Origin of the sequence: Pseudidiomarina sp. (assembly GCF_048268165.1) — a bacterium.
In the GTDB taxonomy this organism is placed as follows: domain Bacteria; phylum Pseudomonadota; class Gammaproteobacteria; order Enterobacterales; family Alteromonadaceae; genus Pseudidiomarina.
In genome coordinates, this window is the sequence record NZ_JBLWWA010000001.1 from 550736 (window position 1) to 564752 (window position 14017).

Below are 14017 nucleotides of genomic sequence, written 5' to 3' on the forward strand. Positions count from 1 at the left end.
CCATCCATATTTTTAGATGGGATAAGTTTAGATGAACTGAACCTAAGTGCCAGTTTTTATTGATTAACTTGCTCAACAAAGCTTTTCATCGCGCCTATTTGTTGTTGCAGTACGCCATCTACTGCACCAGCCCACTGACTCAAATCGCTTGGCGTATAGCCGCCTACACGGCAGAACAGCGAAAACTCAGTGCGATTATCTGCGATGACTTTCATGCGCCATTCCATGACACCAGTTACCCCCTCGCCTTGCAACGGACCAAGCCCGCCGAGTAAACGAATAAGGTTATTGGGCTCAACCTTTGCAACTTGCATGTGCATGGTTTCGGAGTCGCCAAACTTCTCACAAAAGCAGCCCATAGCTTCAGCGGTGAGCGTCATGTTTTTACCAGAGCCATACCAAGTGTGGGCATCGAGCCACCACTGACCAATATTGTCCGTGAGTGCACCGTACACGTCACTGACTGGCGCATTAATTTCACGCTTAAATTCAATGGTAAATCCATTTTGGCTACTATCAATTACCTCGCCATTAGCGGGCTGCGTAACCAATAGCAACCCAGCCAATAATCCGAGTACATTCCCTGTAATTTGAATTTTCATTACATTTCACCTGCCTTTTCCATTTCACTTTCTAATCGGTTCGTTTCATCAGCTCGTGGCTTCGTAAAGCGTGCCAAAGCCAGATAGATGACAGGCGTTAAATATAGCGTAAATAGCACCGCAAAGGCTAACCCACCAAATACCACCCAACCGATAGAGTTGCGTGATTCAGCTCCCGCTCCCATCGATAAAATTAGCGGCAGCGCCCCAAGTAGTGTTGATACTAATGTCATCATGATTGGACGCAGGCGAATTTCCGCTGCATTTTCAATTGCTTCACGCACATGCTGACCCTGGTCGCGCAATTGGTCAGCAAACTCCACAAGGAGAATTGAATTTTTCGCAATCAGACCTATCAGCATCACCAGTCCAATTTGCGAAAAGATATTGATGGATGTGCCGGTCACGTATAGCGCGAAAAATGCGGCTGCGATACCAAAAGGTACAGTTGCCATGACAACAACCGCTGAATTAACGCTTTCAAACTGAGCAGCAAGTACCAAAAATACAATAATAAAAGCAAGAATGTACGTCAGCGCTACTTCGCGAGATGTTTCCTCATAGGCCTCGGCTTCACCAAGTAATACCAAGCCAATGCCACTTGGAAGCTCATCTGCTGCCAATTGACGTAGTTGCGCAACCACATCTTCTAATGGAATCGAGGTAGGCTGTTCCATATCCACTTCAATAGCCCGACGTTGTGCACGACGCTCAAGTTCGGCCGGAACACCTTCTTCGGTAATCGTGGTTAAACTCGACAGCGGCACCAAACCGGTTTCTCGGGAACCGACATACAGGTTCATGATGTCGGTCGGATCACGAATTAAACTGCGTTGTGCTTGCAACATAATCGGCACAGCTTGGTCACCGATATTTAGATCAGTAACATCCAAGCCATTAATTGCTGCCCGCAACGTTGTCGAAATATCACTTAATGGAACTCCCAGCTCTTCCGCACGCTTACGATCGATATTAACCCTGAGCTGAGGCTGCGTTGGCTGATAAGAAATTCGCGGGTAACCCACTTCGGGCAATTCCTCTTGCAGTCGAGCAGTGAATTTCTGCGCTGCACGGAATATTTCCGCGTAATTTTCACCGGTTAATGCAAACTCTAGACCACCACCTTGGCCACGCAGATTCAGACTGTTTGAGCCAAATGCACGGGCTGGTGCGCCTGGAATTTGGCTTAGCGGCCCACTAATTTCATCAATAATATCCTGCTGGCTTTTGTCGCGTTCTTCCCAATCCGTTAAGCGCACGGTAATGAAGACCAAATTTGGATCCCATTGGCCAACCACAGTGTTGATACTGTCAACCGCCCCGCCATTCACGTAAGGCAATAAGATCTCTTCCATTTGCTGGGCCTGGCGATCCATAAAATCAATGCCTACACCGTCCGGTCCGCGCGCGAAGATACGAATAGTACCGCGGTCTTCATCAGGCATTAATTCATTATCGACTTGGAAGTATAAATAGGCGGCCGCGGCCGCAATAACGCAGCTTGCTAAAAACACCCAAATAGCTTTATCGAGTGCTATATGTAAGGTTTTGCTATACGCATTGCGCAATTTTGTACCGAAGCGCTGCAGCCCTGTTTCCTTGGCAGTTTTAAGTGGTAATCGAGCAGTCAATGCTGGTACCAAAGATAACGCGACGAATGATGAAATGATGACAGCTGCTGCCAGCACACCGCCAAACTCTCGAAACAGTCTCCCTGCGGTTGACGGCAAAAATGCAATTGGCACAAAAACGGCAACGAGCACAGCGGTGGTTGCCACGACCGCGAAGAACACTTCACGCGTACCAATAACCGCAGCGGCGCGCGCTCCAAGCCCTAAACTACGGCGGCGCTGAATATTTTCAGAAACGACGATTGCATCATCAACGATAAGGCCGGTTGCAAGCACTAAAGCCAACAATGTCAAAATGTTGACGGAGAATCCAAGCACCCAGATAACGGCTATCGACCCAATAAGTGCAACAGGTATCGCCAAAGCGGGAATAATTGTCGCGCGCCCAGAGCCGATAAACACCCATAGCGTGACTACCACCAAGGCGATGGTCAACGCCAGTGAAATAAAGACTTCTTCCACCGAACTACGAATAAATTTAGCATCATCCGAGGTAACTTGTATTTCGAGTTCAGGATACTGCACCTTGAGTTTTTCAACGAGGGCAAGCACTTCATCTGAAATTTCAATGGTGTTAGACCGCGCTTGACGAATAACCCCCAAGCCGATTACCGGTTTTCCATCCAGGCGAACCATGCTGTTTGCATCTGCTGGACCAAAATATACCGTGGCCACATCGCCAATGCGCGTGGTATCACGCACTACAATGTTTTCGACATCGTCAACCGATATCGAGCTGGCATCGGCACGCACAATCAATTGTTGATCGGTTGACTTTAAACTGCCTGCCGGCACATCAAATGGTGCTTGGCGTAATACGTTTGCTACATCCGTTACGGTTAGTTCGTAACTGGCAAGCCTCAAGGGGTCTAGAACCACCCGCAAAACCCGCTCTCTATCGCCATTCAAGCGAACATCGGCAACCCCGGGCACACTCAAAAAGTTCGGTGCTAGGTCTGTCTCAACCCGTTCTGTAAGCGTTTCTAAATCCAGTGTTTTACTTGAGATAGCCAGTGAAACTACCGATTGAGCATCGTTATCTGCTTTAATTATTGCAACGTTTTCAACTTCTTCTGGCAATTGCCGTTGTACTTGGCTTACTGCCTCTCGAATTTCATTGGCCGCATTATCAAGGTCAATACCCGGTCTAAACTCAACCACGATACGTGAGCTGCCCTCTTCGCTTGAAGCGCGAATCTGTTTGACACCACTGACGCGCGCCACAGCGCCTTCGAGCCGGCTCGTTACCTCGGTATCAACGGTTTCAGGTGCGGCACCAGGGAAACTTCCTGAGACGGTAACGATAGGACGGTCAACATCAGGTAACTCGCGCACTTCAACGCCATTAATAGCAGCGTAACCGGCTAAAATAATGAGTAAGTTTAAAACAATAATTAAGATTGGTCGGCGAATCGCCAACGATGGTAAATCGTTCAGTTGAGGCGCAAATTTCATGACTCTGACTCCGCATCGCTAACGTCACGAACGCTCTGGCCTGAACGAATACTTTGTACTCCCTCGACAATGAGATTATCGCCCAGTTGCAGGTTTCCAGTCACCAGTATCCGTCCCTCAAGGCGCTGCTGAATATTCACGTCAACGCGCTGGGCTTTCCCTTCTTTTTCCACCCAAACGTAGGCGCCATCGGCACTCCACATTAACGCTGCTTCAGGAACAACCGCATAGCTATCGCCTTGATAGGCCAAAGCTACCCGAAAACTCATGCCAGGACGCCACAAATCATTACTATTATCAATTTTTGCGCGTACGCGAATGGTTCTGTTGGTTACATCAACACGCGAGTCAATGTCTATGATTTCGGCCGGTATATCTGTGTTACGGCTCGTCCAAGGGCGCACAATCAATTCTGCGTCCTTTTGTAACATTTCAATTGCAACTTCAGGCGCATTAAAATCGATATACAATTCATCACGTTGGTCAATCGTTGTGATCATCGTTTGCTCAGTAATACGATCGCCAGCTTCAACGTCGGTGATACCTACCACACCGTCAAACGGCGCGCGCACTTGACGATCTTCATACGCAACTTCAGCTTCACGTACCGCAACTTTCCATAAATCTCGCGCAGTAACCGCTACGTCGAGTTCACTTTGTGAGATTGCTCCTTGCTGACGGCTCGTGGTTAAACGTTTAACAGTGCGTTCAGCATCTTCAAGTTGAATACGCGCTCGTTCAAGGTCAACTTGCTGTTGGCGGTCGTCTAAACGAACCAACACATCACCCGCCTCAACACGGTCGCCCGGATTGAAATTGACTGATAGCACCAAGTCACCGACCGCTGGATAAAGCTCTACGGAGCGCAATGCTTCAGCGTAACCAACCGATTCAACATTACGTTGTACACGTTCAAATCCCACCGGTTGCATCACCACCAATGCCGCTCGGTCACCGCCGCCCCATTGCTGGCCGTATGCACTCCAGGGCGCACATAGGCTTACAACAATAAAGCTTCCGATAATCACCAACCGATTAAACAACTGCATGAATTAGTATCCCAATGAAAATGATTGTGCTTTATAGGTATATATTGGCAAAATTGATCACAAAAGGTCGCTCATCCTCGATGAACGACCTTCTAGGTACGCCGGAAAGGTGAATTGCGTTAATTCTTTTTCTTAATAATTTCAGTAAGTCCAGCAACTGCACTGCCAATATCAGCAAGTTGTGCAGGTAAAATGAGGGTGGTGCTTTCTTTCGCTAAATTACCGAACTCTTTCACGTATTGCTCAGCAACACGCAAACTCACAGCGTCTTGGCCACCAGGTTGTTGAATGGCTATGGCAATCTTACCAAGCCCTTCGGCCGTCGCCACTGCAATCAATTCGATTTCACGTGCACGGCCTTCCGCTTCATTAATTTGCTTTTGCTTTTCAGCTTCAGACAAATTAATAACTTCCTGCTTCTGACCTTCAGATACGTTAATCATTGCCTGACGCTCGCCTTCAGACTTTGCAATGGCTGCACGACGCTCTCGCTCCGCACGCATCTGCTGCTCCAACGCATCCTTAATACTTAATGGCAGTTCAATGTCGGAAATCTCGTAACGTAACACCTTGATACCCCATGGTGAGGCAGCCTCATCAAGCGCTTGAACCACAATTTCGTTAATCTTGGCACGTTCTTCGAATGTTTTATCAAGGTCCGTCTGACCAATCACCGAACGCATAGTAGTTTGTGCTAGTTGCGATGCTGCGTAACGATAGTTATTAATACCGTAACTGGCTTTATGTGCGTCAACCACCTGAATATACAGCACACCATTAATACCAACTTGAATATTATCCCGGGTTACACAGGCTTGACGTTCAACATCAATTACTTCTTCTTTTAACGTATGTTGATAGGCAACTTTGTCGATAAAAGGAATTAAAAAGTGAAAACCTGAATCAAGGGTGCGGTTATATTTACCAAGCCGCTCAATCACATAGTTAGAACGCTGCGGAACAATACGCGCTGACTTGAGAACAATAATAATAACTGCAATAGCGAAACCAAGTGCTAAAACAGTTTCTACATTAAAAGTAGCATTCATGAATTACCTTCCTTCATTTGAACGGGCATCCGTTTTTTTTGCACAGTGAGTTGAATGCCTTCGTTCGCAACTACCCAGGCGGTGTCGCCGACATTCAATTCGTCTTCCGAAAAAGCATCCCACTGCACCCCATTTAACAATACGCGGCCTGCGCCATGTTTGAATTCTTTAACCACAGTGACACGCGCACCAATGTCGCGTTGAAAGTTGGGTTTTGTTTCATCATGATCGGCCGTATAGCCTGTAAACCACTGCTTTATACGCCCTCTAGCTAATAGCAACGTCACCAAACTGACAGTTCCAAAAACCGCAAACTGAATTGACATTTCATCAACCAAACCCCAGTGCACTAAAAGCCCTGTTACGATAGCGCCGATGCCCAGAAACACTGCAACCACGCTGGTTAACATGAGTTCGGACAAAATTAGCACTACGCCTACTAGAATCCACAGCAATGCAATCGACATGTAGTCACCTTGTAGCCAAATGTTATTTTAAAAAATATATCATGCGCCTAAGTTTTACACTTGTAATATTTGTTTCAATTAGTTTCGGTGGCAAATTCAAATTGGTAAACCCCCTGCTCGTTTCCAGCGGCAGTTTGCCATGGAATGCTAACCCGCCAGAGCATTGATGGCTCAGTACATGCACCTAACTGGAATTTTGCCTGCCATTGTGTCGCGCTTATCCGCGACACGCGAACCGGCATGTAGCCCATATACATATTCACGCCTTCAACGCGTCCATGGCCCAGTCGAAACGCTTCAGGTGCTTCAAAAACCACAAGTATTTCCTGCTCCACCCGAGGTTGATCAGGATCAATTTTATGGAAGATTTTTTTATTTGAACTATCCTCAACCTTGTGCGCTCGCTGTTCACAAGCGGTTAACATAACAAGGCTACAAAGCACGAAAATAAAGACCATACGTTTCATGTGGGTATAAATAACCTTAAATTAGGAAATAAAATAGTTGTCTAAAAATTCGCCAAGCGCCTGTATAGCGCGCATTTTTCCTGTTTTCAGCCTATTTTTCTTGCTGTAAAAATCGTAAAATAACGGCGTTTGTCAAACTACCGACATGGGAACCGACAGGCAACCTTATTATATGTCACGTTACTCTGTCCTAAACTTTCAGAGCATCAACGCGGAAAACAAAAATGAGCCAAACGAATCCACTACAGATTGAATATAACCTAAAGGTTGTAAGGCAGTTCGCCATTATGACCGTTATTTGGGGAATCATTGGCATGACAGTGGGCGTATTTATTGCTGCCCAGCTGATCTGGCCAGAATTAAACTTTGACACGCCTTGGCTAACCTATTCCAGGTTACGTCCATTGCATACCAACGCGGTGATTTTTGCATTTGGTACATCGGCGCTAATAGGAACATCGTTTTATATTGTTCAAAAGACTTGTAAAACTGCGTTGTTCTCGAACAAGCTTGCAAGCTTCGTTTTCTGGGGTTGGCAAACGGTAATCATCCTTGCGGTAATTACCCTACCTATGGGCTTAACCAGTTCAAAAGAATATGCTGAACTTGAGTGGCCAATTGATATCTTGATAACGCTGGTTTGGGTTGCCTACATCATCGTATTTTTTGGTACCTTGGTTAAGCGTAACACCTCACATATTTATGTCGCCAACTGGTTTTACGGTGGGTTTATTGTCACCATCGCAGTGCTACACATTGTGAACAGCATGGCGGTGCCGGTTTCCTTTACCAAGTCGTATAGCTTATATGCAGGCTCAGTGGATGCCATGGTGCAGTGGTGGTACGGCCACAACGCGGTAGGCTTCCTGCTTACGGCTGGCTTCTTAGGCATGATGTACTATTTCGTACCAAAGCAAGCTGAACGTCCAGTGTATTCATACCGTTTGTCCGTTGTTCACTTCTGGGCATTGATTTCACTGTATATATGGGCAGGTCCTCACCACTTGCACTACACCGCCTTGCCTGACTGGGCTCAGTCACTGGGCATGGTTATGTCGGTAATTCTATTCGTGCCTTCATGGGGTGGTATGATCAACGGTATCATGACCTTATCTGGTGCATGGCATAAGCTTAAAACCGATCCAATTTTGCGCTTCCTGATCGTTTCGCTGTCATTTTATGGCATGTCGACCTTTGAAGGCCCGATGATGGCAATTAAATCGGTGAATGCGCTATCGCATTATACCGACTGGACAATTGGCCACGTGCACTCGGGCGCCCTGGGTTGGGTTGCAATGATTACTATCGGCTCGTTGTATTATTTGATTCCACGCTTATGGAACCAAACGCAAATGCACAACGTACGTTGGATTAACATTCACTTCTGGTTGCATACCATAGGTGTGGTGCTTTATATCGTTGCACTATGGATTTCAGGCGTAATGCAAGGTCTGATGTGGCGTGCAGTAAATGCGACTGACGGTACGCTTACCTACAGCTTCGTAGAGAGCGTCGTGGCGTCCTATCCGTTCTGGTTCATCCGCTTTGTTGGTGGCCTGTTTATCGTAGCGGGTATGGTATTAATGGCGGTTAACGTATATCGCACCGTTCGCGCCGGCAAGCCAACTGTTGAGTATGTTGAAGCAGTTGACCATACACCTGCCCCAGCAGCTACTCAGTCAGCGTAAGGAGTCGATTCAATGAGCAAAAACATTAAACATGATTTCGTTGAAAAGCGCGTTGGTTGGTTAGCAGTATTAATGACTATTGCTATTTCAATCGGCGGCTTGGTCGAGATCACGCCACTGTTATTCCAAAAGCAAACCAACGAACCGGTAATTGGTCTGAAACCTTATACTGCGTTGGAAATGGAAGGTCGTGACGTGTACATCCGTGAAGGGTGTAACAACTGTCACAGCCAGATGATTCGTCCATTTCGCTCAGAAACGGAGCGCTATGGGCACTACTCGCTCGCGGGTGAGCACGTTTGGGAACGCCCTTTCTTGTGGGGCTCTAAGCGAACAGGGCCTGACCTTGCTCGTGTTGGCGGTCGGTACAGCGATGAATGGCACTACGTTCACTTAATGAATCCGCGTGATGTGGTTCCTGAATCAAATATGCCGGGCTTCCCATGGCTTGCTGAAAATACGCTTGATGGCGAATTAACAGCGAAAAAACTCGAAGTATTCCGTTCATTTGGAGTTCCTTACACCGACGAAGATATCGCTGGTGCGAAGGTAGCAGTGCAAGGCAAAACCGAAATGGAAGCCTTAATTGCTTATCTGCAAGTGCTTGGAACTGGCTTGACGCAGGCTAAGTAAGATGGACTACATTACTTGGCGTAGTTTTTACACCGTTTTAGTTTTCGTACTGTTCATTGGTGTAGTTTGGTGGGCGTTCAGTAAAGGTCAAAAGAAGCGTTTTGACGAAGCGGCCAACTCTATTTTTGACGAAGATAAAAAATCGTCAGTAACCAAGGACACTACTAAACAGGAGTCGAAGAATAATGAGTAGCTTCTGGAGTGCATGGATAATTGTGCTAACTTTGGCCTTCTTGGTCGGTATCATCTGGCTGCTTCGCTGGAATATGACCAATTATACCGGGATCAAAGAAGGCGAATTAATGGACCACGAGTTTGATGGTATCGTGGAAATCAACAACCCGATGCCACGTTGGTGGACGATATTGTTCTGGATCACTATCGTGTGGGGCTTCCTCTATTTGGCATTGTATCCGGGCTTGGGTAACTTCGCTGGCCTGCTAGGCTGGAGCAGTTCAAATCAGGATGTACGTTCTTTAGAAGAGTCAAAACAAGCAACTGAAGCAGCACGTGAAGCTGGTTTAATTGTCGAGTACGACCGCCAAATTGATCAAGCCGAAGAAAAGTTTGGCCCAGTCTTTGCGGCCCTTTCTGAGCGTTCTATTGAAGAACTCTCGCAGGACCCTGAAGCGGTTAAAATTGGTCAACGTCTGTTTATCCAAAACTGTGCGCAGTGTCATGGTTCAAATGCTATGGGCGGTAAAGGCTTCCCTAACCTGACTGACGACGATTGGCTTTACGGTGGCACCCCTGCTGCTATTAAACAGTCGTTAATTGCCGGTCGTAACGGTATGATGCCAGCGCAAAGCCAGTTCAATGAGCAACAGATAACCGAGCTCGCTACGTATGTTATTAGCCTAAGTGGTCGTAAAGTTGACCCTGAGCTTGCTAAAGCGGGTGAAGCTAACTTTGCGGTTTGCTCTGCATGTCATGGCCAGGATGGTAAAGGCAATCAAGCGCTTGGTGCGCCAAACTTAACCGACAACATATGGTTATATGGCGGCTCACAAAGCACTATTGAAGAAACCTTACGTAATGGTCGTAACGGTGTTATGCCAGCATGGAAAGATATTCTCGGAGAGGATAAAATTCATGTCATAAGTTCGTATGTTTACGGGCTGTCGCAGGACTAAACAAAAGACCCCGCTGCTGCGGGGTTTTTTCTTTTATATCGAATTAAATTGAGGGTAACGTCGCATGGAAAAACCTTGGTATAAGCAGTTTTGGCCGTGGTTCCTAATGCTCATTCCGTTTTCAGTTATCATAGCGATGATTATTACACTGACCATCGCGAGCGGCTATGGCGATAACCCGATGGTTGTTGACGATTACTACAAGAAAGGCCGCGGCATTAATACGCAAGTTGAGAAAGTTCAAGCCGCCCAAGCGCTCAATATTGAATTTGCCTTTAATCAGAACGATAAACAATTCACATTGGCTTACACGAGCGGTGCCCCCAGCCAATTGACTGCATTGAAAGTGAATTTCTACCACAGCACCTTGGCAGAAAAAGATTTCTCGGTAACCTTAACCGCAGATGGTCAGGGGCTTTACCGCGGTGAGATGCTCAACAATCAAGAAGGCAAATGGACCATTACTATCACGCCTTTCGATAACAGTTGGCGTGTTTCACAGCAAGTAAATCTACCCGCCTACCGTGAGCTTGCAATTAAACCGTTAACCTACGGCGTATAATGCATGAGTGCATCGTTACCACAGCCACCAGAAGGCCAATGCTTCCATTGTTTGCAGCCACTGCCGAGTGATGGTGGTTACAGCGTAACGATTGATGATCAAAACTATTCAGTTTGCTGCTACGGCTGCCAGGCTGTAGCAGAAACTATTGCGCAACAAAATTTACTGCACTTTTATCAATATCGAGATACCAGCAACCCACTTCAGGTGCCTTTGGTTCCGGAAGAATTGCAACAACTTAAAGCTTACGACGACACCGAGTTACAAAAGCAATTCACACGCGAAACTGACGGAATACGGACCATTAGCTTATCCCTTGAAGGCATGACTTGCTCTGCCTGTGCGTGGTTAATCGAACAACACGTGAAGCGCCTAGAAGGTGTTCAGCGCGTTCAGGTCAATGCCACCACCGAGCGTGTGCAAATTGCCTGGCGCAACGATCAGCTCCAGCTCAGCCAAATTCTTCAAGCAATTGCTGAACTTGGTTATCGCGCTTTGCCATTTCAGTCAGCAACGCAAGAACAGGCTTTTAAAAAACGCCGACGCTACTTTGTTACGCGCCTAGGCGTTGCTGGCATCGCCACCATGCAAGTCATGATGCTAGCAATTGGCCTTTACTTCGGGGTTGTCAGTGATCTTGACCCGCAGTTGCGTCAGTTTATGTGGTGGATAAGCCTATTTATGGCAACACCGGTATTACTTTATAGTGCGCAACCCTTCTATATCGGCGCTATTCGCAGCATTCAAGCCGGTCAACCCAACATGGATGTCCCGGTCACAGTTGCTCTGTTATCAGCATACGGTGCAAGCGCATACGCAACCTTCATAAACCAAGGTGAAGTGTATTTTGAATCGGTGGCGATGTTTACCTTCTTTTTGCTGGTTGGCCGTTACTTTGAATTGTTAGCCCGTCAGAAAGCAATTAGCGCTTCAGCCAATTTGGTTAAACTGCTTCCAGCCATCGCTCAACGCGAAGATAGCACAGCAAGGCTAACCTCTGTGCCAGTCAGCCAGCTACAAATTGGTGATATCATTCAAGTGCTTCCTGGCGCCACCATCCCTGCTGATGGCGAGCTACTGACGCAGCAAGCAGGCGTGAATGAAAGTCTGTTAACAGGCGAAAGCCGCTTGATCACGAAACGCGAAAGTGACCCCGTGCTTGCCGGCAGTATTAATAAAACGCAGCCGATTCGCGTTAAGGTCACGACAACCCAGCAAGAAACCGTGTTAGCGAGTATTATTGAGCTACAAGACTTAGCCTTATCACGCAAGCCGAAACTGGCGCGTGTGGCCGAGCGCATGGCCAGTAAATTTGTTGTGCGCATATTAATGCTAGCCGCCGCAACCTTCTTAATCTGGACGGTAATCGACCCTGCACAAGCGTTTTGGGTGACCTTATCGGTGCTTGTAGCCACCTGTCCATGCGCGCTCGCTTTAGCTGCCCCTACCGCCGTTACCGGCGCTATTCATAAGTTGAATAAATCAGGAATTTTGCTGCGTAATGCGGACGTGTTGCAGTTACTACCTGACGTTAAAACCATCTTTGTCGATAAAACGGGCACCTTAACCACCGGTGAGTTTTCACTGCAAAGCACGCACTTCCATAATTCAGAGCACCAACCTGAGGCGATTAAAGCCTTGGTTCAAACCTTAGAACTTACCTCTGAGCATCCGCTTGCAGCGCCACTGCAGCAACTAACCGATCAACAAGCCCAGGTGTCTGCTGTGCACCACGAACAAGGGCTCGGTATTGAAGCGAGTTGGACGCCACAGTCGGTAACAACAAACGCAGTGACGCCAGTTCGTCTCGGCAGCCTTCGTTACATTCAGCAATGGCACCCGACTTTCTCACCAAGATTAGATTTGGCGCAAGTATTTGTTGCCACGCCAACGGCTGTGTTAGCTGAATTTTATGTTGGAGACAAATTACGCGACGACACCAAAACCGCCGTGCAAGCTCTGCAACAGGCTGATATTCGTGTCATTATGCTCACCGGAGATCGTGCCAACCTTGCAGCGCAAGTCGCTGAGCAGCTTGGTATTCAAGATGTATTTGCAGACTGCCTACCAGCGGATAAACTCACGCATTTAACCAAAGCTCAGCAGGACGGCCCAGTTGCCATGATCGGCGATGGTTTAAATGACGGCCCGGTGCTCGCTCAAGCCGATGTTTCAATTACCTTTGGCCATGCTGCTGACCTAGCGCGTACCGCATCGGATGTGGTACTGCTACGAAATCAATTTAGCGCATTACTGGAATTTCGCATGATCACCCAAAAGGCTCGGGCAATACTGCGACAAAATATACTATGGGCTTTAATTTACAATATTGGTATTCTGCCCGTTGCAATGGCAGGATTCGTGACACCTTATATTGCAGCCATCGGTATGTCAGCGAGCTCACTCATTGTATTGCTCAATTCACTTAGGTTATATCGCTAATGGACAGTCTTTACGTTTTAATACCCATCGCAATTCTCTTCGTACTTATAGCGGTTGGCGTTTTCTTGTGGGCCGTTCGTAGTGACCAATTTGAAGACCTCGAACGCCAGGGCATGAACATATTGCTCGACGACCAACCGCAAAAAAAGAAACCTGAGAAGTCGGAACCCGATGAGCATTGATATTTTTGCCGCAGTACTCATGGGGCTAGCCGGCGCTGGGCATTGCATCATGATGTGTGGCGGTATTGCGGGGGCTTTTGCGGGCCGCATAACCACCTTTCAACTGTTGATCTATAACATCGGTCGCATTGTGTCTTACAGCATTGCAGGGGCGCTTATTGGTGCCGCCGTTGGCAGCCTAGCAGGGTTTGCTGAGAATGGTTTAATTGGATTGCGAATTTTTGCTGCATTCATTCTTATCTTGTTTGGTCTCTATCTTGGGCAGTGGTGGTTCGGGCTACGCTACCTTGAGCGCTTAGGACAACCCCTATGGCGTCAGCTACAACCCCTTGCGGCGCGGATGCGAAAAAACCACTCCTACCCAATGCTATTTAGTGCCGGAATGCTATGGGGTTGGCTACCCTGCGGCTTGGTGTACAGCGCATTAAGTTGGGCCGCCGTCAGCGGCTCAGCCACGAATGGCGCACTTTACATGGCCGCTTTCGGTGTCGGTACGCTGCCTGCAATGTTTGCCTTTGGTTGGTTAAGTCATACCTTACAGCAATTTCTTAAGTCCAAAGGTTTTCGACAACTGATGGGGGCGATAATGATCGTTTACGGCTTGTGGACATTGATTATTGCCTTGCGTCAATTACAACTCATAAACTAACTTGGCTG

14 protein-coding genes are annotated in these 14017 nt (G+C 47.4%); 8 read left to right on the forward strand and 6 right to left on the reverse strand.

Annotated features, from left to right (window positions below; translation table 11 throughout):
- Positions 1-56: 56 nt before the first annotated feature.
- The 6 genes from ACN0UY_RS02565 to ACN0UY_RS02590 all read right to left on the reverse strand — a co-directional run bounded on the left by ACN0UY_RS02565 (position 57) and on the right by ACN0UY_RS02590 (position 6720).
- Positions 57-602, reverse strand: a complete 546-nt coding sequence (locus tag ACN0UY_RS02565; RefSeq protein WP_417665226.1) for an SRPBCC family protein — start codon at positions 600-602, stop codon at positions 57-59.
- Positions 602-3688 carry an efflux RND transporter permease subunit gene (locus ACN0UY_RS02570; protein ID WP_417665227.1) on the reverse strand — a complete coding sequence of 1029 codons (3087 nt, stop codon included), beginning with the start codon at positions 3686-3688 and terminating at the stop codon, positions 602-604. Before ACN0UY_RS02570 ends, ACN0UY_RS02565 begins: the two co-directional genes overlap by 1 nt.
- A complete protein-coding gene (locus ACN0UY_RS02575) occupies positions 3685-4737 on the reverse strand; it encodes an efflux RND transporter periplasmic adaptor subunit (RefSeq protein ID WP_417665228.1) in 1053 nt (350 codons plus the stop codon). Before ACN0UY_RS02575 ends, ACN0UY_RS02570 begins: the two co-directional genes overlap by 4 nt.
- A gap of 119 nt (positions 4738-4856) precedes the next feature.
- On the reverse strand, positions 4857-5786 hold the full coding sequence (locus ACN0UY_RS02580; RefSeq protein WP_128351545.1) for a stomatin-like protein: 930 nt from the start codon (positions 5784-5786) through the stop codon (positions 4857-4859).
- The gene (locus ACN0UY_RS02585) at positions 5783-6253 is read right to left on the reverse strand and encodes an NfeD family protein (RefSeq protein ID WP_417665229.1); all 471 of its coding nucleotides are present in this window, start codon (positions 6251-6253) and stop codon (positions 5783-5785) included. Before ACN0UY_RS02585 ends, ACN0UY_RS02580 begins: the two co-directional genes overlap by 4 nt.
- A gap of 74 nt (positions 6254-6327) precedes the next feature.
- Positions 6328-6720: a hypothetical protein gene (locus tag ACN0UY_RS02590; RefSeq protein WP_417665230.1), complete on the reverse strand. Its 393-nt coding sequence runs from the start codon at positions 6718-6720 to the stop codon at positions 6328-6330.
- 224 nt (positions 6721-6944) lie between these two features.
- Here ACN0UY_RS02590 and ccoN point away from each other — a divergent pair, with 224 nt between their 5' ends.
- From ccoN to ACN0UY_RS02630, 8 genes are all read left to right on the forward strand, one after another.
- Entirely contained in the window at positions 6945-8408 is a 1464-nt protein-coding gene (ccoN, locus tag ACN0UY_RS02595) for a cytochrome-c oxidase, cbb3-type subunit I (protein ID WP_417665231.1), read from the forward strand.
- Positions 8409-8420: 12 nt separating this feature from the next.
- Entirely contained in the window at positions 8421-9041 is a 621-nt protein-coding gene (gene ccoO / locus ACN0UY_RS02600; protein ID WP_417665232.1) for a cytochrome-c oxidase, cbb3-type subunit II, read from the forward strand.
- A 1-nt stretch (position 9042) separates the two neighbouring features.
- Entirely contained in the window at positions 9043-9234 is a 192-nt protein-coding gene (locus ACN0UY_RS02605) for a cbb3-type cytochrome oxidase subunit 3 (protein WP_128351550.1), read from the forward strand.
- Positions 9227-10174, forward strand: coding sequence for a cytochrome-c oxidase, cbb3-type subunit III (ccoP, locus tag ACN0UY_RS02610; RefSeq protein ID WP_417665233.1), 948 nt, complete (start codon positions 9227-9229; stop codon positions 10172-10174). The genes ACN0UY_RS02605 and ccoP overlap by 8 nt, the downstream gene beginning before the upstream one ends.
- 64 nt (positions 10175-10238) lie before the next feature.
- Positions 10239-10736 (forward strand): FixH family protein, encoded by a 498-nt coding sequence (locus ACN0UY_RS02615; protein ID WP_417665234.1) that lies wholly within the window; start codon positions 10239-10241, stop codon positions 10734-10736.
- Positions 10737-10739: 3 nt separating this feature from the next.
- Complete coding sequence (locus ACN0UY_RS02620; RefSeq protein ID WP_417665235.1) at positions 10740-13178, forward strand: heavy metal translocating P-type ATPase; 2439 nt, start codon at positions 10740-10742, stop codon at positions 13176-13178.
- On the forward strand, positions 13178-13360 hold the full coding sequence (gene ccoS / locus ACN0UY_RS02625) for a cbb3-type cytochrome oxidase assembly protein CcoS (RefSeq protein ID WP_417665236.1): 183 nt from the start codon (positions 13178-13180) through the stop codon (positions 13358-13360). The genes ACN0UY_RS02620 and ccoS overlap by 1 nt, the downstream gene beginning before the upstream one ends.
- Positions 13350-14009, forward strand: a complete 660-nt coding sequence (locus tag ACN0UY_RS02630; protein WP_417665237.1) for a sulfite exporter TauE/SafE family protein — start codon at positions 13350-13352, stop codon at positions 14007-14009. The genes ccoS and ACN0UY_RS02630 overlap by 11 nt, the downstream gene beginning before the upstream one ends.
- Positions 14010-14017: the final 8 nt, after the last annotated feature.